This is a genomic window from Aliikangiella maris (genome assembly GCF_040719265.1).
Taxonomy (GTDB): Bacteria; Pseudomonadota; Gammaproteobacteria; order Enterobacterales; family Kangiellaceae; genus Aliikangiella; species Aliikangiella maris.
Genome location: NZ_JBFDAH010000031.1, coordinates 15,428 through 41,642, shown reverse-complemented (window position 1 = coordinate 41,642; position 26,215 = coordinate 15,428). Strand labels below are relative to the sequence as shown.

Below are 26,215 nucleotides of genomic sequence, written 5' to 3'. Positions count from 1 at the left end.
TTTAATCCTGGACCGCGTCCCAAAAAAAATACGTATAATTGTTAATATTTCTGACAAAATCAACTTTAACAGACAAGAATTGTACAGATAACCAAGTCAATGCCTTTGATTGAAACCATAAGATTAAAGCTCGGCAGCCTAAACGCCCTCCCCATTCTGGCAGTCATGGGATTAGTCAGTGGCTTGTTGGCTGGTGGTGTGGTTATTTTGTTTCGACTATTTATCGAAAGCGGTGTTATTTTATGGCATCGAGGCGATGGCAATGAAAAGCTCGAGTTCGCACCTTGGTGGATACGCCTGTTACTACCGTTAATTGGCGGTTTTTTAGTCGGCTATGTATTACATAAAGTTGGTAAAGAACGCCGACAAGTTGGCGTAGGGCACGTCTTAGAAAGAATGACCTTTCACCAAGGCTACTTATCCTGGCGCAACGCTGTCGTTCAGTTTTTGGTGGGGGGATTGACCATCGCCACTGGCCAATCAGTAGGGCGCGAAGGCCCCAGCATTCACCTTGGCTCAACTGCCGGGAGCTGGCTCGGTCAACAAATGAATCTGCCCAACAACAGTATTCGAATTCTGGTCGGCTGCGGCACAGCGGCAGCCATTTCAGCAAGTTTTAATACGCCCTTAGCGGGAGTAATTTTTGCAATGGAAGTGGTGATGATGGAATATGCCGTTACCAGCTTTATTCCACTCATTTTAGCCTCGGTTTCTGCCGCCATTTTATCACGAATCGTCTTTGGTAATGATGTTGCCTTTATCGTGCCCTCGCTTGATTTAGTATCACTCTGGGAAATTCCCTACTTTATTTTTCTCGGATTAATAATAGGCTGTGTCGCCAGCGTATTTATTATTGCAACTCGCATAGTCGCCAGCAGAACCATAAGTTGGCCCAGTTGGCTAAAATGTGGTACCGCAGGGACTTGTGTTGGCATACTCGCCTTAGGCGCACCACAAATTATGGGAATTGGCTACGATACGGTTAACTCAGCATTGCATTCAGATTTGTCTATTCAAATTTTAGCCATTGCCTTCATTGGTAAATTACTCGCCACTATTATCTGCTCGGGTTTATCACTTCCTGGGGGAGTCATTGGTCCAGCTATGTTTATTGGCGCAATGATAGGTGGATTGCTTGGTAGTCTTGGTGGATTGATTTTACCGGAGTATGCCTCTGAATATGCTTTCTATTCAATGATTGGCATGTCGTCAATGATGAGTGCGATTTTACAAGCACCCTTGGCAGCATTAATGGCGCTACTTGAACTGACTAACAATCCTAATATTTTGCTCCCGGGTATGTTGGTGCTGGTTATCAGTAATCTGGTCGTTTCACAGTTATTTAAACAGCCTTCAATATTTCAGTCTCAAATGAAGGTAAAAGGGTTAGATTTAAAAGTCAGCCCTCTTTCTCAGTTTTTGCGCAGCGTTGGTGTTGCCGGATTAATGGAAAGAAAAGTTGCTGTGAGTAATCGCATCATTTCATATCAGGAAGCCGAAAGTCTACTTGATACCACCCCTCGTTGGATTTTAATCAAAGAGGACAATGCGCCAAAATCACTCATGGCGGCCAACGATTTAGCTCGATATTTTATCGCTCAAAAAGAAGCAGATGAACAAGCCCGGCAAAAAGCTGAGGAGCAAGAAGAAGAATTTAAGTCGGAATTAGGTGATATTGATTTATTAAGTATTCCAGCAGACAGACAAGATATTGCTTCAGTTTATTTACAAGGCAATCTGGAACAAGCACTCGACACCATGGAGCGAGAGCAAGTCGATGCCGTGTACATTTTTAGAACAACCACCCCAACAACGGACAAAATTTATGGTGTATTAACTCGTGAGGTTATAGAATCCCACTACAGTTACAAAAGTAGCTAACGTGATAAGATTAGCAAAATCAATTTCAAAGTGACGAAATCACAATGAGTTATCTGTACATCAAAGCCTTTCACATCATTTTTTTCACATGTTGGTTTGCCGGATTATTTTATTTACCCCGTTTTTATGTCAATTTGGCAATGATTGACAACGATACAACTTATCAACACTTATTGGTAATGGCGCGCAAGCTGTACCGCTTTATCACACCTTTTATGCTGATTACCATTGCCTTAGGTGTCTGGATGTTAATACTAAATCCCGGATTAATGAAAGCAGGATGGATACATGCAAAGCTCACATTAGTTGTCATTTTAATAGGCTATCATTTTTTGTGTGGTCACCATTTAACCAAATTCACCCGATTAGAAACCACCAAGGGCCATGTATTTTATCGCTGGTTTAATGAGTTTCCGGTATTAATTTTATTTGTGGTCGTTATTCTTGCCACAGTAAAACCTTTTTAGTCATAAACTTTTTTAATCAGCTTATCACCAGAAAGTGCCGCATTTTTTTACAATGCAAACTGATGTGTTTATTGGATTTGAGGCTCAGGGTCTTTTTTATACACTTCCAAGCGTTTCACTCTGACTCGATCGACCGGGATAATCACTTCACCACTCTTTTCTCTAACACTAATCCAAATGGTTTTTGCGGAAACTTTGTTCAATCGGCCTTCATATAGTGTATTATCATCCCGCAATAGTTTTGCACGATAGTCTATATACTGTCCGGCCTGTCTAACACTAACGGGTTGGAAAGAATAAGTGACAGTAATAATGTTATAGCGAGATGACTTTTCCGGATCTTTTTGGGCCAACTTTAATAATTCAATTTCAGCAATATTCGCAAACTTTTGACTGCTCCAATTTTCAACAAATTCTTCAACAGGTTGATTATTAACACTGACTTTTAGCCCGGTTTTGTCGATAACTTCATCCAACTTATAGTCTGCAATTTTGTGCCAGTTAAACTCCTCTTCTGGCTGAAGAAACCAGTGAAAAGTACTTTGTGGTTTAATCAAGTGAGTGTAACCACTTTTCAACGAATCACTTAAAGTCATACCTGCCTCAGAAAACAGTTCACTGACTTTATTCACATGACCTTGATAGTATTCATCAACAGTGACTTGCTGTTGCTTGGCACAATACTGTGCTTTTTTCTCAAAGAATCCGGCGTCTTTGATACGCAAATCAAACAATGACAAGCGCGGCGCAACCACTTCGCTGGTAACTCCCAGTGCATTATCCTGAACCGATTGCACCCAGTTAAGCACTCCCGCAATATTAATTTGATAACTAATATTTAAGAATTCTTCTATTTCTGCATGCCCATTTAATATCGCACTGCCACTATACTTATCGAGCATGTAAAAGTCTTTGCTGGAAAATGCCAAATAGTCATATCCCATTGCTTCAAATTCATTCATTCCTAAATGATCGATATCACCACAATAAGCTGCGTCCAAAATATCGATCGTTGTTGGATTGGCATCAGATTCAAAAACATTCATTAAGGCAGGTGTAAAAGGTATGAGTACATTTGAAATAAAAATATGTGCCTTTTGCGGGAGCTTATTTTGACGGATATCTGATTCAAAAAAGGCCAGATCAAATAAATTACCTGCTTGAAAAATGATTTCACCAATTTCAACTGTACTTGATAAAGAATCAATATACAGCGAAATAGAACTAATTTTGACTTCTCCCGACATCCCTATTCGCGCCGACTCATAGCGGAAGTCTGCATAGGGACTAATTACATCGGCAAATGAGCGGATATCCTTTTCAAGCTTCCATTGCGCAGTCAATAGGGTAATTGCCCCTAAAACGATGACCAACAATAAAAATTTTATTAGAAATCTAAGCATTTCAATTTAATCCTAATCCGCAATCAATTTTTCGTTATTAAGCGTGTTTCATTTTATTCAAGCAGTATTTATTTAAGCAATGTTTAATTCGGTCATAATGTCTTGTTCGACTTTAGGTTTAATTTCGTTTTCCCTAAGTTGGTGTCTTAAATTTGATTAGACAAAATTTAACCCGATAACATTCACTGTTTTATCACCGCGTTGCTTTAAGCTTGATATAATCGCCATCAATATTAGCTACCAACATTTTATCCTTTAAGCTGACCGATTTAACGGATTTCTCTCGTCAGATGAAATACGCTCTGCAGAATTCTCAGCTATGATTTATTCGATAGTTAATATTTTAGTATAACCAATTAATTATATTGAGTTTTTCTTAATTGGTTACAACATCGTACCTTGTTAGCCCAATAAATACAAAATTTGAACTTATCAGATGTGAGGATTGTGAAATGGGTAATAAAAATTGTTCAATCATTCTTGGCGGTGGATGCTTTTGGTGTATCGAAGCGGCATTACAGCGGCTTGAAGGCATATTACAAATTACCTCAGGTTATGCGGGTGGCTTTGGCGACTCACCCGACTATCGCAGTGTATGCAGCGGGCAGACAGGGCATGCCGAGGTGGTTTTAGCCGAATGGAACGCCGCTCAAATCTCTTTAAATGAAATTTTGACCTGTTTCTTTGCGGTTCATGATCCGACCAGTCTCAATCGGCAGGGTAACGATGTGGGGACGCAATATCGCTCATTTATTGGATATTTTACTGATGAGCAATTACGTGTTGTCGATGCATATATTGGAAAACTCAATCAACAGCTTAATGCTCCGATTGTAACCGAGAAACAACTTGCTCCCACTTTTTATCCAGCAGAAATAGAGCACCAAAACTACTATAATTTAAATTCTCAGCAGCCCTATTGCCAAATCGTCATCAGACCCAAAGTAGAAAAGATCGAGCAAATACTCAAAGGTTAACAAATCAGCGAGGCATCATTGGATAACAAGCAGCTATTTAAAAATTTAAAAGCACTGGAAGATGCCTCATTTCCTAAATATTGTTCAAAATGCAAAACTGAATTTGCTAATGAGCAAGACTATATTCAAAATACCATCCCCTGCACCGCAACCTCGGGACTATCAGCCTCTACCGACGATAAGGGACGTGCTTTTGTCAAACTCAAACGCCAGTGTCGTTGTGGCCAGCCTATTTTAGATCATTTCAGTGATCGGCGTGATGTTTCACGGCAAGGTGAGCTAAGACGTCAAGCATTTGAAAAAGTCATTCAAAGTTTACTCAAAAAAGGACTGTCACGAGAACAGGCCCGCAAGGAATTACTTAACTATATGAATCACAAGAAAAGTAGCATCCTTGAAAAAATGGGTATTTTTAATCGGTAAAATAAGACCGGCCACCACAAAATCGACAAGCAAATTGCGATTATGGCAGGTGAACTAGGCATTGTGATGAAAAGGTAATAGAATACCGCCAATCAAATCAGCGAGGTTTTTACACTTGAAACTAAAAGGTCAACACCTACTTTCCGTTAAAGATATCTCTTTAGACCTAATTGATGAATTATTTATTGTTGCCGAATCGATGCGTCCCTATGCCGGTCGACAAAAAGTAACTCGCGTATTAGAAGGTGCCGTATTAGGCAACATGTTTTTTGAACCTAGCACTCGAACCCGAGTCAGCTTTGGCAGTGCTTTCAACCTGTTAGGCGGTGAAGTGAGAGAAACGACCGGCCTGTCCAATTCAGCACTGGCCAAAGGCGAATCCTTATACGATACTGCCCAAGTACTTTCGGGTTACAGTGATATTATTGCTATGCGACATCCTAAAGCCGGCTCAGTTAAAGAGTTTTCACTCGGTAGCCGTGTTCCGGTCATTAATGGCGGAGATGGCCCTAATGAACATCCGACTCAAGCTTTACTGGATTTATTTACCATTAAAAACGAATTGGCCAGACAAAATAAATCGATCCAAAACTTGAGCTTAACCTTACTCGGCGATCTCAAACATGGCCGAACGGTCCATTCACTTTGCCAATTGCTCGCGCTGTATCGCAACTTAAAAATTCAGTTAATTTCACCTGCCGAATTGGCAATGCCAACGAAATATGTCGATCTTTTAGTCAATGCAGGCCATCAAGTTGAAGTTGGTACAACCTTAGAGCAAGGACTGCCACAAGCCAACATCATATATCAAACACGCATTCAAGAAGAACGCTTTAGCTCACAACAAGAAGCCAATTTGTATCGCGGATATTTTCGCTTGAACAAACAAATATATGCCCAACACTGCCAGCCAGATGCAGTCATTATGCACCCACTGCCACGCGACTCGCGTAACGAAGCCAATGAGCTGGATAATGATTTAAACGCCATGCCAGGACTTGCAATTTTTCGGCAAACAGACAACGGTATACTCGTGCGAATGGCACTTTTTGCCTGTATTTTAGGTGTCGAAGACATTATTCAAAATTATGAGCAAACGGTTAACTGGTATAGCGGCTTACGTAAATAATGGCCGAAAAACCCAACCGTTCACACTAGCAACGAATACAACAGAGACCAATTGAATGACCAAATCTGAATCTTTATTTAATCAAGCGAGTGAATTTATTCCGGGCGCGGTAAACTCTCCGGTCCGCGCATTTAATGGTGTGGGCGGCACGCCCGTATTTATTGAAAAAGCCGATGGCGCTTACTTTACTGATGTTGATGGCAAAACTTATGTTGATTATGTTGGCTCATGGGGCCCAATGATTCACGGTCATAACCACCCGAAAATTCGCGAAGCGGTCATTGCAGCAGCTAGCAACGGATTGAGCTTTGGCGCGCCAACCGAAATAGAGCTGATCATGGCTAAAAAAGTCTGTCAGCTTATTCCATCGATTGAACAAGTCAGAATGGTAAGTTCCGGCACCGAAGCAACTATGTCAGCCATCAGACTGGCACGCGGTTATACACAAAAAGATAAAATTATTAAGTTTGAAGGCTGCTATCATGGCCATGCCGACTGTCTATTGGTTAAAGCCGGTTCAGGGGCGTTAACGCTTGGCGAACCCACCTCGCCAGGTGTGCCAGCAGATTTTGCAAAACACACACTCACCGCAGAATTTAATAATTTGCAAAGTGTCGAACAATTACTGCAAGCCAATGCAAACGAAGTTGCCACGATTATTGTTGAACCCATTCCAGGCAATATGAATTGCATCCCTCCCTCCCCCGGTTTTTTACAAGGACTGAGAACATTGTGTAATGAGCATCAAGTCGTCTTGATTTTTGATGAAGTGATGTGTGGCTTTCGTGTTGGTCCAGGTTCGGCTCAACAACTTTACAATGTGACTCCCGATCTGACCACGCTAGGAAAAATTTTAGGCGGTGGAATGCCGGTTGGCGCATTCGGCGGTAAAAAAGCCATTATGCAACACTTGGCTCCTGCGGGTCCGGTTTATCAAGCCGGTACTTTATCAGGTAATCCAATTGCCATGACGGCAGGTTTAACGGCATTGACGTTATTAGAAGCAGAAAATTTTTACGCACCTCTTTATGATTACTGTGAAAAGCTTATGCAAGAATTACAGCAACTTGCCGATAAACATCAAGTACCATTTACCACAAATCATGTGGGCAGTATGTTTGGTTTATTCTTTACTAAAGAAAAACAAATTACCCATTTTTCTCAAGTTGTAGAATCTAATCAGCAAGCGTTCAAGCAGTTTTTCCATGCAATGTTAAATGAGGGGATTTATCTTGCGCCTTCAGCATTTGAAGCGGGCTTTATTAGTGCTGCGCATGATGATGAGACTTTTGAGAAAACTCTTGCTGCCGCAGATATTGCTTTTGCAAAAGTCGCCAAGTAGCCTTGTAATTTTTGTTAAATACCCACACCATTGCATGGGCATTTAACAAGGCAAAGTTGCTAATTAAATATTTGAATAATTGATTAGTCACCCAAAATTTTAGTGCTTAAGTTACAGCTTTGAGCAAAGACAAACATTAAAAGAGAGTGTACTTTAGCCGAGTTGAATAATCGCTCGGCTTTTTTACTATCTATAATTTACTTTAAATATATAACTTGCAACTCTGAAAAACTTATTATCTTGACGCCCCCAAAGTAATCAATGATACCGCAGAGCGCAATTAAAATATTTGTTAAAAGCTCATCCGATTAAGCAACAGAAAATCCTTCGGTTAATCAACACAAACAGTAAACTTTCAATTATCGTATATGTGATTCTAATCATTAGATTACAATTACCAACACTTTCCTAAATTACTTTCCTGATTTTTATTCCATCTGATTCATTTTTTCTGCGTTTACGGTCAAGTTTGCTTCTCTTTCAAAGACTTTTAGAAAATATTTGATCAGTCACACGTGCATATTTACATATTAATTTTGTGTACAATAAATGATTTATAGCTTATTTTTAAAATAAGTCGATCACCTTGATAGATTTATTAGACTTTTAATTTATTAATAGTGTTCAAAAAAACAAAAATAGAGTAGGAGAAATAACATGTTGCTTCATACAAAGCTTAATAAGCTTGCTATCGCACTGCTGGCATTAAGCCCCGGGTTAGTGATTGCAGGTGAAAAGCATTCCCCCCCCCAATCAGATAATTACCATTCCATATTAGGTATGCAATCAGCGCCCGTTAACATCTGTGGCACAGATAAAAATAACCAGGACTGGTCATTACTACAAAAAAATAATGCTAGGGCATTGGCAGACAAAGGGAGTTTTGCTAATAAAATCTTGAACCAATTAACGTCAGCTAAAATAAAATCGATGGCGGTTGCAGGAAATGGGGAACCAGGCAGATATTACATTCCCGTAGTTTTTCATGTTTATGGTTCAGAATTTAACTGTAACAATGGCGGGGTCTGCCTAACAGACGAAAAAATCATTGATGCACTAAAAAAAACCAATGAAGATTTTCGAGGACTAAACACCCAAGACGGACCTATTGATCCGCTCTTTCAAGCCGTACGAGAAAATCTTGATATAGAGTTTGTGTTAGCTAAAAAGGATCCTAACGGTAATCCAACCAACGGTATTGTACGCCGCGCAGATAAAAGGGGTTACGGTGACGATGAAAAGAAAAATAGCGAAATAGCAGCTGACTCCTGGGATAACTTCAAATATATGAATATTTATATTATGAAGGATCTTTATGATGATGGCTCAACTAACAACTCAGGGGTGGCCTGGTATCCTGATGTTAATATGTCGCAAGCAGGAACAGCTCGCGTCGTATATAACGGCAGCTATCTTGGCACCAATACCGATGAAAACTTTCGTTCGGTATTAACTCATGAGTTTGGTCACTGGCTCAACCTTCCACATACCTTTGATGGAGATACCTGTTCAGTACACAGCGAAGCTTTCTGTGCCTCAACGGGTGATAGAAACTGTGACACACCACAAATCAGCGCCAGCTTTATTCAAGATAACAAGCCTAACTGTGTGGGTCAAAAAACCAATACAGAAAACTTTATGCACTACTCCAATAACTATGCCATGTTCACCAAAGGGCAAGTATCACGAATGGTGGCAGCTTTACATGGTCCTGCCCGAAAAACTTTATGGAGTAATAACAACCTGATAGCAACAGGCTTAGAAGATCTAACCAGCAATTCCGATCACCCGTGGGATGGTTCAGGTGTCGATATCGAACCTCAGGGAACCATTATTCAAGAAGTTAATAATATTTCTGCACAAAAAGGTGAAATCAAAAATTTTCAAACCAATGTTCCTAGTGGAACCGAAGCTGTTGCCTTTTATCTTAGCGGCTATACAGAAGATCCTGATATGTACGTATCAAAAGGGACTGCCCCAACAAAAAATGGCGATAAGTGGAATGCCGATTATATTTCCTTTATGCCTACGGGTACGCCAGAACTGGTTGCAGTGACAGCACCGTCAGCGAGTGTGACTTATCACACGGCAGTAGATGCATTTTCATCATTCAGTAATGCCAATTTTAAGGTGATTTCAGCCGAAGATCCAACTTTATGCGATGGTTGTGAGCGTGTTTTCTTGATGGAAAAGTCTGGGTTGAGCGGTAACAAAGGCGATGCACCATTGAGATTTGAATTTGATATTCCCAGTGATGCAACTCGCACCGTAATCGCAATCCCCGGTGGATATCTAGGCGAAACGGCATCTGACGGCAGCGAAATCAAATATGGCGATCCTGATCTCTATGGACGTATCGGTCAAGCACCAACAACAACAGAAGGTGAATATGATTGCCGCCCTTGGGCCGCGCCAAAGTTAAGTGAATTCTGTGAGCTAGACTCCGCAGCTTCAGGTAAAACACTACATGTCATGATTGATCCTTATATTAATTATAAAGATGCCATGCTAAGAGTTTACTATGAACGCCCAATTACCTCAGGCTTACCCATAGCACAAGCTAATGGCCCTTACACTGTGGCTGCTGGTGATAGCTTGCAGTTAAGTAGCAGCGGTTCAAACGATCCTGACGGTTCAATTACCGATTATAATTGGAATTTTGGTGATGGTAATTCCAGTTCACAACCCAACCCTCAACATACCTACCGTCAAGCAGGTAGCTACAATATAAAACTGACTGTCACAGACAATTCAGGTAACCAGGCATCAGACGTTGCGTCTGTAACAGTAACAGCCAGTAATGACAAAGCGCCTGTTGCAGAGGCAAATGGTCCTTATAATGGCAGCATTAACAAAGATATTGCATTTAGCAGTTCAGGTTCCAATGATCCTGATGGATCAATTGTCAGTTACGCTTGGGACTTTGGAGATGGCGCAAGCAGTAATAGTGCTAATCCAACCCATGCGTATACAAGAGCAGGCAAGTTCACCGTTACACTAACCGTGACTGACAATTCAGGCAATACCAACCGAGATAGCGCAACCGTAACAATTACTGACACCCCCGAATATTGTGAAGTCAGTGGTAGTACGCAATATGAGTGGATATCCAAAGTTGTAATTGGCGCATTTGAAAATACCAGTGGTGCTTCGGCCAGCGGTTATGAAGACTTTTCATCTAAAACGGTTGCTCTAAAGGTTGGCGACAATGTGGCAAGTTTAACCTCAGATGGCGGCTATAGTGAAAATTGGACGGCTTGGATTGACTTCGATGGTAATGGCCTTTTTGACAGTAGCGAAAAAGTGCTCCAAAACCTATCAGGTCTAGGAGAAGTCAGTGGCAATATTTCTGTTCCAGCGAGCGCAAATGGCATCACAACCAGAATGCGTATTAGCATGACTTACCAAACTCAGGCTTCATCAGCGTGTGGTAACTTGGGCGACTCAGAAACCGAAGATTACACCGTCGTTATCGGTTCAGATACTAGCAACCAAAAACCAATTGCCAATGCTAACGGGAATTATCAGGCTAAAGAAAATGAGTCGATTCAGTTTAGCAGCCGAGGCTCAAATGATCCTGACGGAACAATTACACGATATGATTGGGATTTTGGTAATGGTGACATCAGTACACAGGCAAACCCCACTTATCGCTATTCAACGGCAGGCAATTATACCGTTACACTGAAAGTAACTGACGACAAAGGAGCCACCCACTCAGATACGGCAACTGTGACTATTGTAAAAAATGATACACCTACGAGCAATGTACCTGATGCCTGCGCCACAGAATCACCCATTAGCAGTGGTACGAGGCTTGTCGCTGGCCAGGCGGTCTGTTTAGGTCAACAAGACAGACTAGGTCTATACATTGCTAATGTTAGCGCTCATCAAAGTATTGCCATTACCAGCGCACATGGTCAGGGTGACTTAAAGTTAACCTATCGAAATGGCGGCTGGCCAACAAACACTAACTATGATGGCATATCAGATACGGCAGGGAATACAGAGTGTATCTATTTAACCGGTAAAAATAGTTCTTATTGGTCATATTTATATGTAGAAGGGAATGCAACAGGCGCCAGTCTAATTGTTGAATTTGACACGGATGCATGTCGCTAGAAGCATTTTAGTTTGCAACTAGCAATACCGCTGTAAAAAGAATACCAAGCTTAATTGACTGGTATTCTTTTTTTTTCTTTGAATAGTTCATCGATTGCAAAGGCTAAATACAGCCTCCTGTATGTAATATTGATTTATTTAATCGGAATATACACTTCAGTTCTCAAATTTTCAGGCTTGGTTCGACGCGGATCACGATTCAAATACTTTTCAAACGGTGGCAAATCACGCAGTTCATATTGGCTTTCGGGTAACCATTGATAAAACAAATATTGATAAGTCGAATTTAATTGAGCATAAGCCCCCTTCTGTAGCGCTCTGGCATAAGAACAGCTTAAGCAGGCAGCCTAAGTAAAGCTTAAAAATACCAGCAATATTGCGAGAATAAATCAGCGTTTGGTAGTACTGTCGATTTTGCAGTTCAAGCCGATTTTGCAGGTTATTCTGGCTTTGCAGTTCAATCTGGCTTTGCCGGTTTGGTTGGGTGTTTATGGTTTCTTTTTTCATAAGGCAGTGATGTCTTTGTTGGGTTGTTGGCTAAATACAATGGTGTTGCAGGTAATTTCGGCCAGCACTATGTGTTTGAGTTGTTGCAGTACACTGGCGGCGTTTTCACTGTAAATGGGATTGGTTGTGTTTATGCCCAATAATTGCAGTTGTTCATTGAGTTGTTTTTCCAGGTTAAAATAGTTGTTGGCTGTGGCATAAATTAATTGGTGATGCCTAATGCTGCGTGAGTCATTTAAAAACTGACAAATGCTTTGTGCGGTTAAACCAAAGTGGTCGCGTGATAAGGTGAGTGTGTCGATGAGTTGCTTGACATTACTTTGGGTTAAGCTAATGTGGTCGTAGTTTCCAGGCATAGTCTTGGGCTTCCTTTTGCATTTTTTTCAATTTAAATTTGAAATATCTTTAATATAAAAAACTGGCCGTACAACGGATGAAGTGACAAGCGTGCAATGGCGACAGGCAAACGTTCGCCGTGTTTTTAAAACGCATGATTTTAAACGCATGACTTTAAAAAACTTCATCTGGCCAGAAAGCTCGTGCTTTTTTGTAGCGCTTACGGCTTAACGGATTGTTTTTAACCTTTCAAACGTTCACCCAATTCCTCAAACTGGGTTAAAACTGACCAAAGAATTGTTAAGCTTTTAAGAATTTTGGGCATAACAAAACTTTATTTGAAATCTCAAATGTCAATTAATCAGCTTAAAAGTGATGGTTAAAATTAAAGAAAAACTACTTTTTCTTTAAGAAACAATAGGTTAAACGTAAAGCATAAAAAGAAGTGACTATAGAACAACCCCTAAAGGGTTTGAGAAACCGGGCTCGCGCTGATATTAGCAACGTTGTATAATTTAAAAACGTCATTGTTGGTCTCCTGTAGAGAGATTAACCTTGACCAATTCTTGAGGGAGTTGGCGCTCTCTCTTGAATGGCCGCTAACTGAAAGGTTGGCGGTTTTTACTGACCTGCTTTTCGCCGAAACAATTAAATTAAAAAATAATCGATTGATTCAGTTTTTTAATCAATCATTTTAATCAATTATTCCTTCACAAGTCGGCTTAACCTTTTCCAACCGTAAGCTTAGTTAGACTATCATAAAAAGCCATTTTGTGCATAACATTTTGTGCATAAAAGATGGGCTGAAAAAATAAAAAAGTGAAATGACTTTTTATCTTTTATTTTAAAAATATTGTTTCTTTTTTTAAACTTAAACACCTTAATTAAATTATGGATAAAATGAATTAAAGATTATCCAAAGGACTTAAAGTGCCAGTTGGATTTCTATTGAGTACATGCGTGTAAATTTGAGCCGTCCTCACATCTGAATGCCCCAGTAATTCTTGAACCGTTTTTTCTGTTTGGAGTGAGTAATTTAAAGCACGAATTTTATTTCTAACTTGGGTAAGTCGCTTGGTTTTTTGTTGACTATTCATGGTGAAACATCCTTGTTTTAGATTATTTTATACCACTTGAATAAGTTGTTACGTTCAAGCGATTGCATGATACATTGCTTAATTATTTTTTAACTGATTGAAAATAAAATTATATTCTTAAATGCGATTGTTGTTTATAAGCAGTAAAGCAACCTTTCCGCACTTTGCTAATCGGTTAATTTAAGGTAAACTTTTGAAATAATTAATGAATTTCAAAATGAAGTGAATGTCTATTGCAGATTATATTGCTTTGGTGCATTTAATAAGCGTTAGAAGCCAAAGAGACTATGGAGTAATCATCAAATGCCGATTTTCGACATGTCAGGAGACAAGCTATCTGCCGTAGAGCAGAAAAATTTTGCGCTAGAAAAGGATTTGCAGTCCCTGATTGAGAAAAACCTCGAAACGGTCTTCAATTGCAGATTCGTTGCCAGTGAATTTTCAACCGGTGCTCAACATGCAGGGCGAATAGATAGCCTTGCCTTATCGGAAGAAGATAATCCGATAATTATCGAATACAAGAAAGTCGAATCATCTGAACTTATTAATCAGAGCCTTTTCTACTTGCACTGGATTCAAGATCACAAAGGTGATTTTGAAATAGCAGTACAAAAGCAGTTGGGAAATGGTGTAAAGGTCGATTGGTCTGATGTTAGGGTTATATGCATCGCTCCAAACTATAAGAAATATGATTTGCATGCCGTTCAGGTAATGGGCGCAAACATTGAACTATGGAAATACCGCTTATTTTCAAACGACTCTCTTTATCTGGAAGAAGTTTTTCATACTGTAAAATCATCGGCAGTAAGAACTTCTTCGCCCACCTCTGATAATGGATACAAAAATCCTGTTATGGTCGAGGCGGGTAAAAAAGCCGCGCTAACCCGAGCCACGGCAACCTATACCTTTGATGAAAGGCTCGAAGGAAAAAGCGAGGAAATCCAAGAGTTAACAGCGATCATACGAGAGTTCATCATTGGACTAGATGAATCAATTGAAGAGGTCCCCAAAAAATTCTACGTTGCTTACAAAATCTCCCAGAACATCGCGTGTATGGAAGTTAAAGGTAAGTATATCAAGCTGTTCTTAAAGCTCAAGCCTTCGGATATTCCAGAGGGCACTAATAACTATCGAGATGTAACATCAATAGGCCATTACGGTACTGGTGATGTTGAGTTGACTGTATCTTCGGAGGCGGATTTTGAACCAGTTAAAGAGTTTATAACAATGGCATATAACAAGGTTGGTGGCTGATGGCTTCTAACAAGTTGCTGCTAGGGACAAACCTACGCTGCGTTTCGGTTTGCCCCAGAGCGGAACGTTAGACTACAAATTTTTAATTGGAGGGTATTCGAAAATATGAGAAGTATATTAATTAGTACGGCTTTAGCATTAAGTTTCTTATCCAGTGTTGATGCTAGTGATATGCACAATGCTGTAATAGAGAAAATGATGGTAGATACAGCTAATGGTGAAGTACTTTTTATAAAAGCTGCTGGTGATGTAAATGCTGCCCCTAGCTGTTCGACTAATCAGGGTTGGCAGTATGTTTTACCTCTTACATCTGATTTAACTAAAAATAATATGATGTCTTTGCTTCTAAGTGCTCGTATGGCAGGTACGAAAGTTAGATTGCTTGGTAAGGGTGTGTGCGATGCATATAGCTCAATCGAAACACTTCAAAGAATTGAGGTGTAAAATAAAGTCTAACAATAAATTGCAAAATATTCAGGTTAAAATACAGCCTGAATTTTTGAATTGAGCGTTAGGCAGTAGAACCTTCTGCAATTGATAAAACTAAGGAGATAGTATGATTACGTTAGAAGAGATAATAATTTCGAGAGGAGATTTGGAAAAAATATATCGTTCCAATATCTCGTTGACGTTATGGCGAGCGGTTAATAAGTCGGGAGCTCAACCATCAAATCCGCTTTACCCCGACTTGAAAGAAAGAAATCTACCTAATGGCAGAGTAAGATTGGCAGATGTAGCTACCTACTCAAAAGATGGAGTTCTTTACGTTAAATCTGAAGAAAGTCGAGGTACCTCCCTATCTGATAAAGAAGGTCTATTTGGCCACAAAAATTGGGATTATGTAGTTATACCTGCTGGTACAGTTGTTCCCCCAGAACTGGTAATTACAAAAGACCACTATATTCCCAAGAAAAAAAGTTGGCACTATTCAATCTCTCCAAATTTTGATATGCCGGTTACGAAATTCTTAAAGGCTCTGGATCAGCTGGCAATAAATGCCAAAATTAAACTAAGGGCTCGTTCACATGCCAAATATTGATATAAGAACTATTTCGGTGTGTATCCAAGCACTCGAAGACGCCATTCGTTACTACGATCTTCTTTCTCAGTCTGAAACAACCGACAGTGATGATTATGAAGAGTGTAAATACATGTATGAAGTGGAGCTAAGTAGAATATGTGAAATCTACTCAAAAGAAGAAGAAAAAGGTTTGGTACCTGTCCCGCTCAATAAATTACTAAAAAATGCCTAACACATATGAGCCATTCTCGACCCCTTTAACCGCAGAGCAACGTAGGATTCGAGAGCTTGAAAAGCAATTACGCCAAGTGGAATTGGAGAAAGACATTTTAAAAAAGGCTACCGCTCTCTTGATGTCGGACTCAATGAGAGGTTCCAAATAATAGTTGAATATAACAAATCAAATCACGCGGACTTGGTAAAGCTGTCACTTTTTTGTTCCAAAAAAGTCGCCAACTCTACCATTCCGGTGTTTAAGGCGTTGTAAGCTCTAAGGAAAATAAATGAAACTTTATCGCGATGGAAACATTGGAGCATTTCGCTGCTTAGGTAAAAAAGGTGTCAGATACCCCAAAGACCTTACAATTAATCCGGCCCTGCCAAATGTTAAGCGTCACCCTTACTTTAGTCAGGAATATGTTTGCGATTATCCCGGCATTGGGCAGATTGGTGTGCCTTGCCGAATGAATTATTCTATTTTAATTTGGGGGCAGCGTGGAATATATATTCATGAATGGCCAGGAAGAGCCACGTACGTGGGGAACGGAGGATCAACAGCAGGTTGTATTCACGTTGAAGTGGGTGATGCCAAAAAAATATACGACTGGGTTGATTCAAAAACAAGGATCGTAATTAGCTACCCTTGGTAATTGATTTTATTTCAAAAATAACCCGTTCGATAAAGGTTTAATCAAATGCTTATTTCCAGGTCTTTTATAGGTAAAACAATACGTATTTTAGTTGCTATCGCCATTCTAAATGGGTGCGCGACTACAAAAAACACTAGCATTGAGGATTATATTGGGCTGTATGAAATTGTAAATTCGGAATGTGAAGTGGCTCCAGATGGTTTCAATCCATGTAAAAATACACTATTTTTTGAAATATTGAGGGGGCAGTTTATAGGGGTTAAAAACGATGAATTAGCCTATGTTTTTTGGAGCGGTGATCCAAAAATAGACTCCGAACTTCAATACACATCCCATTTGATAAAAAATGAAAATTTAAAACGTATAAATAAAAATAGGTATTTCTTGGATAATGATTCTGAATCCCAAGAATACCTAGAATTTAATGGTGGGAGGTTAATTGGGTACTACGTTGCATATAACTCTGGAGATGGATATAGGCATCGTACTATTCACTACAAACTAAAACCTGTGCGACGTGGTAATTTGCCACAAGTTCGTCTGAATTATCCGGGGAATGAATGATGGCTTACGGCTCAATTTATCTGTGTGCAAGTGCTAACAAGTTTGTCAAAAGGACGCTCCTATCATCGCGCCTTTTACAAAAGCGTTAGATTTAAATACATATAGGAGAAAGAATGGCTACTAAAAGTGGAAAATACTGGGTTACATGGGCTAATGCCCATGCAAAAAACAGCAACAAAGTTGATGATCTCGAAGTCACATTTAGAGCTGCTGTAAAAGCGTTTATAAAAGCATTAAAAGATGCTGGTGCTACAGTGGATGTTTCAACAACAAAAAGAAGTGATAAAAGGGCCTATCTTTTTCATTGGTCTTGGAAGATTTCACAGGGAAAGTGTAAGCCATCCGATGCAAAGAAAATGATTGGAGTTGACATAGAGTGGAATCATGGAGACTTGGCCAAGAGTAAAGCAGGTGCACTTGAGATGGTGACTGGATTTGGCTTAGCTGTTCCACCAAGAAGCATCAATCCTCCATCTTTAACAAGTAATCATATAAGTGGTAAGGCTATTGATATGACCATAATATGGACTGGCACCATCAAAATCAAGAAAAAGGATGGAAGTGAGGTTTCAGTTACATATTCTCCAAATGTAAACACCAATACGGTACTTCACTCTATTGGGGATTCCTATGGCGTGAAGAAACTTAAAACGGATGCTCCTCACTGGTCATATAATGGACGATAAAATGAAATTAATTTTTTCCTTCGTAATAGCTATATTGGTAGCATCCTGCTCATTGGCACCAAAGGTGAATAGCGATAGTTTGGATAGTGAGGTTGGCTGGTTGCATGGAAACTGTCTTGCTATAAAAAATGCTAATGTCTTCCCTGGTTCTCAACTTACGTTGATGTATCTTGATAGCGAGAACATTTCTGAAAAGGCAAAAATTATAAAAAAAGCAACTGACAGCGAAGAGTGCTACCCACTTTCAGATGATAGAGTCAGCGTTAACAAGAGTGCTGGATATTTTTTTTATACAGTTAAATCAAAGAAACCTGTGAATTTAGCAATCGGAATATTTAAGCCGGAAGAAGTATCGGTATATAAACTTAAATTTTCTTATTGTAATACTACAGAGGGGATAAACTTTTCAATATCAAAAAGTAATTCTAAAATTTGGGAAGGTTATTATTATCTTGGGTATGAATCAGAGCCAACATGCACGCCTGAATAAATTTGAGTTTGCAGAATATAGCTTCTGTGGTGGAATAGATGATGGCTACACGATATTTATGTTTGTACATCCTGAAGATGAAAATCAAGGTTTTACTCTTTCTTTGAGGGATCATGAAGGTTTTGATGATCATGATGATGTCAATTTTGAAGGTGATTCGGCAGTGCCAGAATACTTGAAGAAAGGCATTCTTGAAAAGCTGAGAATTACGATGGAAGAGCAAAAGGATGATGAAGAAGTTTTCAATATCATTAATCGTTGCGTACTTGGAGTAAGTCCATAACAAAACGCGTTTATCAAAAATTTACACCACGTTTCAATTTCGAAAACGCTAAGCGTTAGTGATCAAGATTAAATATGGATAGAGATGCAATAACTCTACTAGTACTTGAAACTGCTGACCGAAAAGGTTCGGCTGATGTTAAAATGTTAAAGCATATGGACAGCGGTTAGATTCATGTGAATCCGAAGAACTATATTATGGACTGTTTCAGATATTTCTTAGCGATGATGGCGATTATTTTAATCGACAGCAGCTGGCTGAAAAGATATTGCATAAAATAAAACCTAGGTTACATTTTGATTTGGTGAGAGATCTTAAAAATTGTTTAGAGACATACAATTTAAGCATTGAACAGTTACCACTTTACTATCGTGATCTTATTGGAATGAAAAGGCTTAAATCTACAATAAATAAGGTGGAGTCTATGGTTCTCAATGAAAGAGAAGCCGCAAGTATGAACGCAATAAAGTTTTGGCTACGCTTACATAATAATCACTAATCGGGTAGCTGAAGCTCTCCAGTCTCCAAACCACCCTGTAAGCGGATCTGCACAGGACGGTTCATTTAACTTATCCGTTAAGATACTCAACATTTCAGAAAAGTCGCCCCAACAAAACTTAACGCATAACCGGAATATATACTTCAGTTCTCAAGTTTTCAGGCTTGGTTCGGCGCGGATCGCGATTTAAATATTTTTCAAACGGTGGTAAGTCACGCAACTGGTATTGACTTTCTGGTAACCATTGATAAAACAAATATTCATAGGTTGTATTTAATCGCTCATAAGGACCTTTGTGTAGCGCTCTGGCATAAGTCCCCCCTTGAATGATGCTGTTGGCCAACTCTCCCGAAACGGTTAATTGCTGATCATTTGAAACACAGGCATCATAACGAATATTATCAGGTTCGGTCACAGAAGGATCGTCGTAGGTAATACCAAACATCCGAGTCTGCTTTTGCATGTATCGATTTGAATACATAAAATGCATTAAACAACTCCATGCCTGATTAGCCGCAGTTGCATAGTCTCCTCGTCCTCGAGCAGAAATAATTGAAATGGGCTGTAACTGAATAATATCGACTTGCATTGTTTTTACCTTATTTGTCAGATGTGAAGGTGAACAATGTAAATTTTTTTGCTGTCGGCACTGAGTTGGTGTTTGCCCAAACATTTGCCGAAACGCTTTATTAAATGCTGATTGATTTTCATAACCGGCATTTAAAGCAATTTCAGTGATACTTTGCTGACTATGAACCAGTTGCTTAACGCTTCGTTCAAGCAACAAGCGCTTTTTATACGCATAAACACTTTCGCCAAAATAGGCTTTAAATAAACGATGAAAATGAAATACCGAATAACAAGCTTGTGCAGCCAGTTTTTCCACCGACAAATCTTCGTCAAGTGACCGTTCAATATACTGTTCTACTTTTTTGATGCGTAACAAAGTATTATTCATAAGCTATTTATCATTGACCTGAAAGTCGAGGTTAGTACCAATTAGTCACGGTTAGCCAAGGCTATCAAATTAACATTGTTCAAGATGTTTCAGTTGAAATATACCTTGGCAATCCATTAAAAACTTATCCAAAGCTGCTATTTTAAACAAGTCATTTATTAAGGTTAACCTTTTCTATTTGCCGAATAAAGCTTGACCACCTACCGAGTGCTAGCGTTTTATTTAACAGAAACAACAAATTTCTATCAGTTTGCATTGTCTATCACTTTGTTTTATAAGCTAATATTAAAAAACATTGATTTATTTGAAAGAAATCAGCTTTGTATTGGGTCTTTTACTGTGAACTGAAATAAATTTGAAACCAAAGCGCGACTAGTTAATCGCCTTCAAGGAGAAGCCATGCATATGAGTCAGATAACGCTATCAGGCCCCTACAACCATGAGTTAAGTTGGTAAACCGTGTCCAATAAAGATCAGCAATTTGAGAGTCTGGTAAAAAGCTTTTATCAACCGCTTTTTTGCTATGCTTTTTGGATTTGTAAAAATCATGCTGTAGCCGAAGATCTGGTTCAGGAAACCTTTACTCGAGCCTGGAAGAGTTTGCATCAGCTCAAAGATATTAAGGCGGCAAAGTCCTGGTTATTTACTATCTTAAGCCGAGAAAATGCCCGTCGGTTTGAAAGAAAGCAATTACCTGTGAGTGAATTGAATGATGATTGGCAACTTGAACAAATTTCAGATAACAATCAAGCCATTAATCAGATGTTGCTAAGAAGAGATATATTCAAACTTGATGATCACTTTAGAATTCCTTTAGCGCTACAAATTATTGGCGGCTTTTCTACTGACGAAATTGCGGAGGCTCTGAACACTAACGCCAATACAATTTCAACGCGCTTGTTTAGGGCGCGCGCTCAGTTAAAAAAGCAATTAACTGATTCATCCACTTCGCAAGGAGAAAATCATGGATGAGCTTGAAAAAAAACGTGCTCAAAGAGTTGATCCATTAACTCAGCAACAGCAAATTGATAATCAGACTTATCAACAAATGACGCCCGCACAGCAGCAACATCTTAGGGATGAGCAACGTTTTGAAAAACAATTACAGGATGCATTTAAATTTGAAATAAATCCTGCGCTTGCGAATAAAATTTTATTTAATCAGCACTTACAAAACCGTAAAAAGCTTGGTGTAAAATGGGCGATAGCCGCTTCAATTGCCTTCATTTCAATCATGACATTCTGGCAAGCCAGCAACATGGATGACTTACCTCCGATGCAAGTAGCGCAGCAAAATGTGATTTTAGAAGATGCCTTATTCCATGTGCAAAATGAAAGCGAGTATCTTGCATTAGAGTCACTTATGTCGCCCGAAGATATCAATCGTCAATTATCACGCTTAAATATTGAACTCACCGGCTTACCTGACAAAATTACCTTTGCGACAAAATGTAAAGTTGCCGGAAAAACAGCGCTCCACATGATTGCTCAAGTCGATGGTGCGCCGGTGACTTTATTTATTGCACCGAAAGCAGTCTTTTCGCCAACCGATTTGCCTCAATCATTTTCAAACCCAACGTGGCAAGGCGAACTGCAAACATTTGCAAACAACGGTATTATTGTCATTGCCAAAGATCGCGCTGTGATTAAACCGGTACTCGAGAGAATTAAAGACGTTTAAGCAAAAGTAGTTTAAATGACTCTTAGTTTCAATAACTCTTAGTTTAAATGACTCATAGTTTCAATGACTCTCAGTTTCAATTAGTCAGTGCGAATCAATCGATACTGTTGCCAGGTCATCTGATTTTCAATAAAAGTCTGCTCTGGCTTAAAACCAAGCTTGGTAAGTATGCGATGGGAGCCGATATTTTCATTCACAGCTCGCCCAATAATAGAAGCCAATTCGTATTTATTAAATGCCAACTCAACTGTTTTTTGTGCCGCTTCGGTTGCCAAGCCTTGATGCCAAAATGCTCGTTGCAAGCGATAACCGATATCGGTTTCGCCAGACTGTGCATCAAAGCGTAACCCGCAAAATCCAATATATTGCTGACTTTCTCTTAAATAGATTGACCAGCGACCATAACCATATTGTCGATAATGGGAATAATTTTCGATAAATTGCGCCGCCTCATCCACCGACACAAATGGCTTATCGCCCGTGTATCGAAGTACTTCAGGATCAAGATTCATTTGATAGAATCCTGGTGCGTCAAACTGAGAAAACGCTCTTAATTCTAAGCGAGGGGTAATTGCGATGAGCGGCATAGTTGTCAATATTTTTCAGCTTTTTAATACTTATGTTTAGTGAAAGGAACGTTTGTTAGGCAATAACAACCCAGCCAATTAATATTGCTGAATTAACTCTAATGTCGCACCTTCATTGACTAATTTGACCCGGTTAATAAACGACATACCCAGCAAAACATCCCCCATGGCAAAGTTATCACTGACACCTGCTCGTACATTATAGAGCTCGATATCGCCCACCCGAACACTATCAAGCGTCACGATCCAGGTCCTGACTTCACCATTAGCCGTCGATGCTCTGCCTTCGATTCCTTTTTGCAAATAAGGAATCCCTAATCGATTAGCAACATTCCGACTCATCGCCACATAAGTTGCACCAGTATCCACTAAAAAATTGACTAACACGCCGTTGATTAATCCTGGTGTTTCATACATGCCATTTAAACCACGCTGTATTTTAACTACTTTGCTGGTGCTAGTTGTAGATTGTGAATTCACCTTGTTTACCAAATCAGCATTTGCCAAAGCGGCATTTGCCACCGCATTGTCTCCACTAAACATCAACGGCTTATGCAGTGTCAGAATTTGTTCTTTACCATGAATGCTAAAAGTGGCGGAGTGTGTGTCGGCTTTAATTAATTGAATATCTGCATTAATTTTTTGCCCTGCCCGATACAGTTTTTGTTTACCGGCAAAGTCAACCATTGCGGCATTTTTAAAAAGACCTATCACGCGCAGTTCATTTTCTTGCGGAGATTGTGCTAAAATTTTTTGCGGAGCAAACAGTTGAAAGGCTAACGCCAGTATCAATCCAATAAAGTAGTTTGATGTTTTTAAGGCCATAATATCCTCAATCCATAAAGGCTAATCCAGGCAAAAATACCTGCAATTATATCGTCCAGCATAATCCCCACCCCACCAGAAACCTGTTTATCTATCCAGCGAATTGGCCAAGGTTTAACAATATCGAAAAACCGAAATAAAACAAAACCTAACATAATATTTTGCCAGCTAAACGCAACTCCTGCCATGGTTATCAAAAAACCGGCGAATTCATCCCAAACTATTGCAGGATGATCATGAACGCCCAGCGCATCAGCAGTATAACGACAAAAAAAGATACCCGCTAAACAACACACTAAACAAACCAGCAGATAAATAGGCCAACTAAATGGTGCAAGTAAGCAGTACAGCGGCACGACGGCAAGCGTTCCGAATGTACCCGGTGCAATTGGCGCTAACCCGCTACCCAGCCCCATCGATAAAAAATGTATCGGGTTGGTTAACGCTAACTTTAGCAGTGTTTTGTCAATCATGAATACTGGCTCAATAACCGCTATCAGGAATAGTATAGTGGCAATAAAAGTTGTGTTTCTCTGATAAGCTAAATCAGCGCTCAGACCAGCCAGTTATCTTAGCCAGCCATAAGCTTAGTCATATCAGCTAAAAATGGGTGTAACCCAACTCGTCAAATGTCATTTCTTGTTTGTTATCTAATATTTTTACGCCAGACTTTCCGGTTAACCGGCCAATCGGAATACATTCGTTACCAACGGTTTCCAATGCATGTCGTGTGGCTTCTAAGTCATCTTCATTGACGGTAAAGCACAATTCATAGTCGTCACCGCCTGACAATACCGCTTTTTTTAACAATATTTTATCGTCAATGGTTTGCGCTGCAGCTGATAACGGAATTTTATCCCAACGTAATAATGCGCCCACATTACTACTTTCACTAATGTGAAAAACATCGGCCAATAATCCATCTGAAATATCAATAACCGCGCTGGCTCGGCCTCGCAGCGCAATACCAGCAGCAATTTTTGGGTATGGCGTAAAATATTTTTTGAGTAACTGACTGGCAACATTTGGAGGAACCTGCAATTCATTTTGTGCCACTTTCAATCCTAATGCAGCGTCACCAATAGGCCCTGTGACACATATTAATTGACCAGGCTGTGCTCCACTCCGAGTATGAAAAACCGTTTCAGGCACAAAGCCGTGCGCTTGAATGGTGATTGAGAGTGGTCCGCGGCAGGTATCGCCACCCACAACTTGAACACCAAAAAAATTAACAATCCGTTTTAATCCAATATGAAATGATTCGAGCCAATCCTCATTATATTCTGGCAAGGTCATCGATAGTGTGATCCAGGCAGGCTCAGCACCTGCGGCTGATAAATCACTTAAATTAACCGCCACCGCTTTGTGTGCAACATCGGCAGCATTGGTTTCTGGTAAAAAGTGAACGCCCGAAATTAAGGTGTCCATCGACACCGCTAAACGCTGGCCTCGCGGAACTTTTAATAAGGCGCAATCATCGCCGATTCCTTTTAAAACATCTTTTCTCTTGCCACTATCAACCGCAAAATAGCGATCAATAATTTCAAACTCGTTCATGAATATCCTTCAGAATAATAAACTGATTATCGGACCTTCTGATACGCTGAGGATTAAATAATAATCGACTTCTTTGCCAATCTACAGCAGTGATAAACAACATGACAGCTCAACAACATTCGTGCTCTATGTGTCTATTTTGTCGGTTATTTGTTACCCATAATTTTTCTGGTAAAAATAACCGACAACAAGGTCAGATAAACTATCTTTTGATTAGGTGGGTTTAGCTTCCAAGGGCCTGGTTTTTCGGGCCAACTTATCCAAAATCCCATTGACAAACTTATGACCATCAGCTGCGCCAAAAGTTTTGCTTAATTCCAATGCTTCATTAATAACCACTTTGTAAGGTATATCCATACGCTCTGTCAACTCATAACAGGCTAGTCGCAAAATGGATAGTTCAACGGGGTTTACTTCACTAAAGTCCCGATCTAAAAAAGGTTTAAGCTGTTCATCCAGCTGATTAATCAGGCGCAAAGTATTGACTAAGATCTCGCGAAAATACTCAACATCTACCTTTGCCTGATTCATTGACTCAAGAAATTGCAATTCAATTTCTTCAATCCCGGAACCACTCATATGCCATTGATAGAGCCCCTGAATCGCATAACGTCGCGCTTTTTTTCGAGTTGATGGTTTTTGGAGCATTTACTTATCCAGTTCGTTAAATAAGTTAACCATTTCTAATGCGCTTAATGCGGCTTCTGCGCCTTTATTACCCGCTTTAGTGCCTGCACGTTCAATGGCTTGTTCGATGCTGTCTACGGTTAACACACCAAAGGCAACAGGTAAGTTATGATGCAGAGAAACTTGCGCCAAGCCTTTAACACACTCACCCGCAACATACTCAAAGTGAGGCGTACCGCCACGAATCACTGCGCCAAGCGCAACTATAGCGTCGTATTTTTGTTTTGCCGCGATACGCTGTGCAGCAATTGGCATTTCAAATGCGCCAGGTACACGCACAATATCAATATCTGACTCTGCAACACCGTGTCTTTTGAGCGCATCAATTGCTCCTTCAACCAGACTTTCTACAACAAAACTATTGAATCGGGCTACCAACAATACAAATTTGCCGCCCTGACCAATCATATCACCTTCAAATGTCACCATTTTCTCTCTCTTTTGTATTTGTTTTAATTACACCCGATTAAGGGGTTAGTTTAAAACTGAATCAAGTTAAAACTTGCGATTGCAGCCTGCGTAGGCTGTATTAATCTGTTGCTGCTTTTATCCGGTTTGTATCATTGAGCT

Annotated in this window: 29 protein-coding genes and 1 pseudogene; 18 read left to right on the top strand and 12 right to left on the bottom strand. The window is 39.7% G+C overall.

Features of this window, described 5'->3' with window-relative positions; all coding sequences use genetic code 11:
- Positions 1-99: 99 nt before the first annotated feature.
- Together ABVT42_RS19600 and ABVT42_RS19595 are read left to right on the top strand one after the other, a co-directional pair.
- Positions 100-1,881 carry a chloride channel protein gene (locus tag ABVT42_RS19600; protein ID WP_353897582.1) on the top strand — a complete coding sequence of 594 codons (1,782 nt, stop codon included), beginning with the start codon at positions 100-102 and terminating at the stop codon, positions 1,879-1,881.
- 44 nt (positions 1,882-1,925) lie between these two features.
- On the top strand, positions 1,926-2,348 hold the full coding sequence (locus ABVT42_RS19595) for a CopD family protein (protein ID WP_353897583.1): 423 nt from the start codon (positions 1,926-1,928) through the stop codon (positions 2,346-2,348).
- Positions 2,349-2,416: 68 nt separating this feature from the next.
- Here the strand turns inward: ABVT42_RS19595 and ABVT42_RS19590 are convergent, their stop codons facing one another.
- Positions 2,417-3,751 carry a hypothetical protein gene (locus tag ABVT42_RS19590; protein WP_353897584.1) on the bottom strand — a complete coding sequence of 445 codons (1,335 nt, stop codon included), beginning with the start codon at positions 3,749-3,751 and terminating at the stop codon, positions 2,417-2,419.
- Between the two features lie 452 nt (positions 3,752-4,203).
- Here ABVT42_RS19590 and msrA point away from each other — a divergent pair, with 452 nt between their 5' ends.
- The 5 genes from msrA (at position 4,204) to ABVT42_RS19565 (ending at position 11,744) form a co-directional block, all read left to right on the top strand.
- Positions 4,204-4,728, top strand: coding sequence for a peptide-methionine (S)-S-oxide reductase MsrA (gene msrA / locus ABVT42_RS19585; RefSeq protein WP_353897585.1), 525 nt, complete (start codon positions 4,204-4,206; stop codon positions 4,726-4,728).
- An 18-nt stretch (positions 4,729-4,746) separates the two neighbouring features.
- A complete protein-coding gene (locus ABVT42_RS19580) occupies positions 4,747-5,151 on the top strand; it encodes a hypothetical protein (protein WP_353897586.1) in 405 nt (134 codons plus the stop codon).
- 115 nt (positions 5,152-5,266) lie between these two features.
- Entirely contained in the window at positions 5,267-6,280 is a 1,014-nt protein-coding gene (locus tag ABVT42_RS19575) for an aspartate carbamoyltransferase (RefSeq protein ID WP_353897587.1), read from the top strand.
- A gap of 55 nt (positions 6,281-6,335) precedes the next feature.
- Entirely contained in the window at positions 6,336-7,622 is a 1,287-nt protein-coding gene (gene hemL / locus ABVT42_RS19570; protein WP_353897588.1) for a glutamate-1-semialdehyde 2,1-aminomutase, read from the top strand.
- 657 nt (positions 7,623-8,279) lie between these two features.
- The gene (locus ABVT42_RS19565; protein WP_353897589.1) at positions 8,280-11,744 is read left to right on the top strand and encodes a PKD domain-containing protein; all 3,465 of its coding nucleotides are present in this window, start codon (positions 8,280-8,282) and stop codon (positions 11,742-11,744) included.
- 134 nt (positions 11,745-11,878) lie between these two features.
- On the opposite strand, the pseudogene ABVT42_RS19560 reads toward ABVT42_RS19565, so the two are convergent.
- From ABVT42_RS19560 to ABVT42_RS19545, 4 genes and pseudogenes are all read right to left on the bottom strand, one after another.
- Positions 11,879-12,016, bottom strand: a pseudogene (locus tag ABVT42_RS19560) (GyrI-like domain-containing protein); the annotation flags it as partial.
- Positions 11,979-12,251 carry a hypothetical protein gene (locus ABVT42_RS19555; protein ID WP_353897590.1) on the bottom strand — a complete coding sequence of 91 codons (273 nt, stop codon included), beginning with the start codon at positions 12,249-12,251 and terminating at the stop codon, positions 11,979-11,981. The gene ABVT42_RS19555 and the pseudogene ABVT42_RS19560, both read right to left, overlap by 38 nt.
- A complete protein-coding gene (locus ABVT42_RS19550) occupies positions 12,248-12,607 on the bottom strand; it encodes a hypothetical protein (protein WP_353897591.1) in 360 nt (119 codons plus the stop codon). Before ABVT42_RS19550 ends, ABVT42_RS19555 begins: the two co-directional genes overlap by 4 nt.
- Before the next feature lie 885 nt (positions 12,608-13,492).
- Positions 13,493-13,684: a hypothetical protein gene (locus tag ABVT42_RS19545; RefSeq protein WP_353897592.1), complete on the bottom strand. Its 192-nt coding sequence runs from the start codon at positions 13,682-13,684 to the stop codon at positions 13,493-13,495.
- A 303-nt stretch (positions 13,685-13,987) separates the two neighbouring features.
- Between ABVT42_RS19545 and ABVT42_RS19540 the strand changes: the two genes are divergently transcribed.
- The 9 genes from ABVT42_RS19540 to ABVT42_RS19500 all read left to right on the top strand — a co-directional run bounded on the left by ABVT42_RS19540 (position 13,988) and on the right by ABVT42_RS19500 (position 18,851).
- Positions 13,988-14,938, top strand: a complete 951-nt coding sequence (locus ABVT42_RS19540) for a DUF5655 domain-containing protein (RefSeq protein WP_353897593.1) — start codon at positions 13,988-13,990, stop codon at positions 14,936-14,938.
- Positions 14,939-15,043: 105 nt separating this feature from the next.
- Positions 15,044-15,382, top strand: coding sequence for a hypothetical protein (locus tag ABVT42_RS19535; protein ID WP_353897594.1), 339 nt, complete (start codon positions 15,044-15,046; stop codon positions 15,380-15,382).
- A gap of 112 nt (positions 15,383-15,494) precedes the next feature.
- Positions 15,495-15,977: a Tse2 family ADP-ribosyltransferase toxin gene (locus ABVT42_RS19530; protein ID WP_353897595.1), complete on the top strand. Its 483-nt coding sequence runs from the start codon at positions 15,495-15,497 to the stop codon at positions 15,975-15,977.
- Complete coding sequence (locus ABVT42_RS19525) at positions 15,964-16,191, top strand: hypothetical protein (RefSeq protein WP_353897596.1); 228 nt, start codon at positions 15,964-15,966, stop codon at positions 16,189-16,191. Before ABVT42_RS19530 ends, ABVT42_RS19525 begins: the two co-directional genes overlap by 14 nt.
- Positions 16,192-16,462: 271 nt before the next feature.
- On the top strand, positions 16,463-16,828 hold the full coding sequence (locus ABVT42_RS19520; RefSeq protein ID WP_353897597.1) for a L,D-transpeptidase family protein: 366 nt from the start codon (positions 16,463-16,465) through the stop codon (positions 16,826-16,828).
- 45 nt (positions 16,829-16,873) lie between these two features.
- Complete coding sequence (locus tag ABVT42_RS19515; RefSeq protein WP_353897598.1) at positions 16,874-17,392, top strand: hypothetical protein; 519 nt, start codon at positions 16,874-16,876, stop codon at positions 17,390-17,392.
- Positions 17,393-17,505: 113 nt separating this feature from the next.
- Positions 17,506-18,078, top strand: a complete 573-nt coding sequence (locus ABVT42_RS19510; protein ID WP_353897599.1) for a hypothetical protein — start codon at positions 17,506-17,508, stop codon at positions 18,076-18,078.
- On the top strand, positions 18,068-18,568 hold the full coding sequence (locus tag ABVT42_RS19505) for a hypothetical protein (protein ID WP_353897600.1): 501 nt from the start codon (positions 18,068-18,070) through the stop codon (positions 18,566-18,568). The genes ABVT42_RS19510 and ABVT42_RS19505 overlap by 11 nt, the downstream gene beginning before the upstream one ends.
- Positions 18,531-18,851 carry a hypothetical protein gene (locus ABVT42_RS19500; protein WP_353897601.1) on the top strand — a complete coding sequence of 107 codons (321 nt, stop codon included), beginning with the start codon at positions 18,531-18,533 and terminating at the stop codon, positions 18,849-18,851. The genes ABVT42_RS19505 and ABVT42_RS19500 overlap by 38 nt, the downstream gene beginning before the upstream one ends.
- Before the next feature lie 617 nt (positions 18,852-19,468).
- Here ABVT42_RS19500 and ABVT42_RS19495 read toward each other — a convergent pair.
- Positions 19,469-20,308 carry an AraC family transcriptional regulator gene (locus ABVT42_RS19495; protein WP_353897602.1) on the bottom strand — a complete coding sequence of 280 codons (840 nt, stop codon included), beginning with the start codon at positions 20,306-20,308 and terminating at the stop codon, positions 19,469-19,471.
- Positions 20,309-20,767: 459 nt separating this feature from the next.
- On the opposite strand from ABVT42_RS19495, the gene ABVT42_RS19490 reads away from it, so the two are divergent.
- Positions 20,768-21,280 (top strand): sigma-70 family RNA polymerase sigma factor, encoded by a 513-nt coding sequence (locus ABVT42_RS19490; RefSeq protein ID WP_353897603.1) that lies wholly within the window; start codon positions 20,768-20,770, stop codon positions 21,278-21,280.
- Positions 21,273-21,989, top strand: coding sequence for a DUF3379 family protein (locus tag ABVT42_RS19485; RefSeq protein WP_353897604.1), 717 nt, complete (start codon positions 21,273-21,275; stop codon positions 21,987-21,989). The genes ABVT42_RS19490 and ABVT42_RS19485 overlap by 8 nt, the downstream gene beginning before the upstream one ends.
- A gap of 80 nt (positions 21,990-22,069) precedes the next feature.
- Here ABVT42_RS19485 and ABVT42_RS19480 read toward each other — a convergent pair whose 3' ends face one another.
- From ABVT42_RS19480 to ribH, 6 genes are all read right to left on the bottom strand, one after another.
- Positions 22,070-22,576 carry a GNAT family N-acetyltransferase gene (locus tag ABVT42_RS19480; RefSeq protein WP_353897621.1) on the bottom strand — a complete coding sequence of 169 codons (507 nt, stop codon included), beginning with the start codon at positions 22,574-22,576 and terminating at the stop codon, positions 22,070-22,072.
- Positions 22,577-22,654: 78 nt separating this feature from the next.
- Entirely contained in the window at positions 22,655-23,401 is a 747-nt protein-coding gene (locus tag ABVT42_RS19475; RefSeq protein WP_353897605.1) for a retropepsin-like aspartic protease family protein, read from the bottom strand.
- Complete coding sequence (locus ABVT42_RS19470; RefSeq protein ID WP_353897606.1) at positions 23,392-23,874, bottom strand: phosphatidylglycerophosphatase A family protein; 483 nt, start codon at positions 23,872-23,874, stop codon at positions 23,392-23,394. Before ABVT42_RS19470 ends, ABVT42_RS19475 begins: the two co-directional genes overlap by 10 nt.
- 127 nt (positions 23,875-24,001) lie before the next feature.
- Complete coding sequence (gene thiL, locus ABVT42_RS19465; RefSeq protein ID WP_353897607.1) at positions 24,002-24,958, bottom strand: thiamine-phosphate kinase; 957 nt, start codon at positions 24,956-24,958, stop codon at positions 24,002-24,004.
- Positions 24,959-25,171: 213 nt separating this feature from the next.
- On the bottom strand, positions 25,172-25,606 hold the full coding sequence (nusB, locus tag ABVT42_RS19460) for a transcription antitermination factor NusB (protein WP_353897608.1): 435 nt from the start codon (positions 25,604-25,606) through the stop codon (positions 25,172-25,174).
- Complete coding sequence (ribH, locus tag ABVT42_RS19455) at positions 25,607-26,074, bottom strand: 6,7-dimethyl-8-ribityllumazine synthase (RefSeq protein ID WP_353897609.1); 468 nt, start codon at positions 26,072-26,074, stop codon at positions 25,607-25,609.
- Positions 26,075-26,215: the final 141 nt, after the last annotated feature.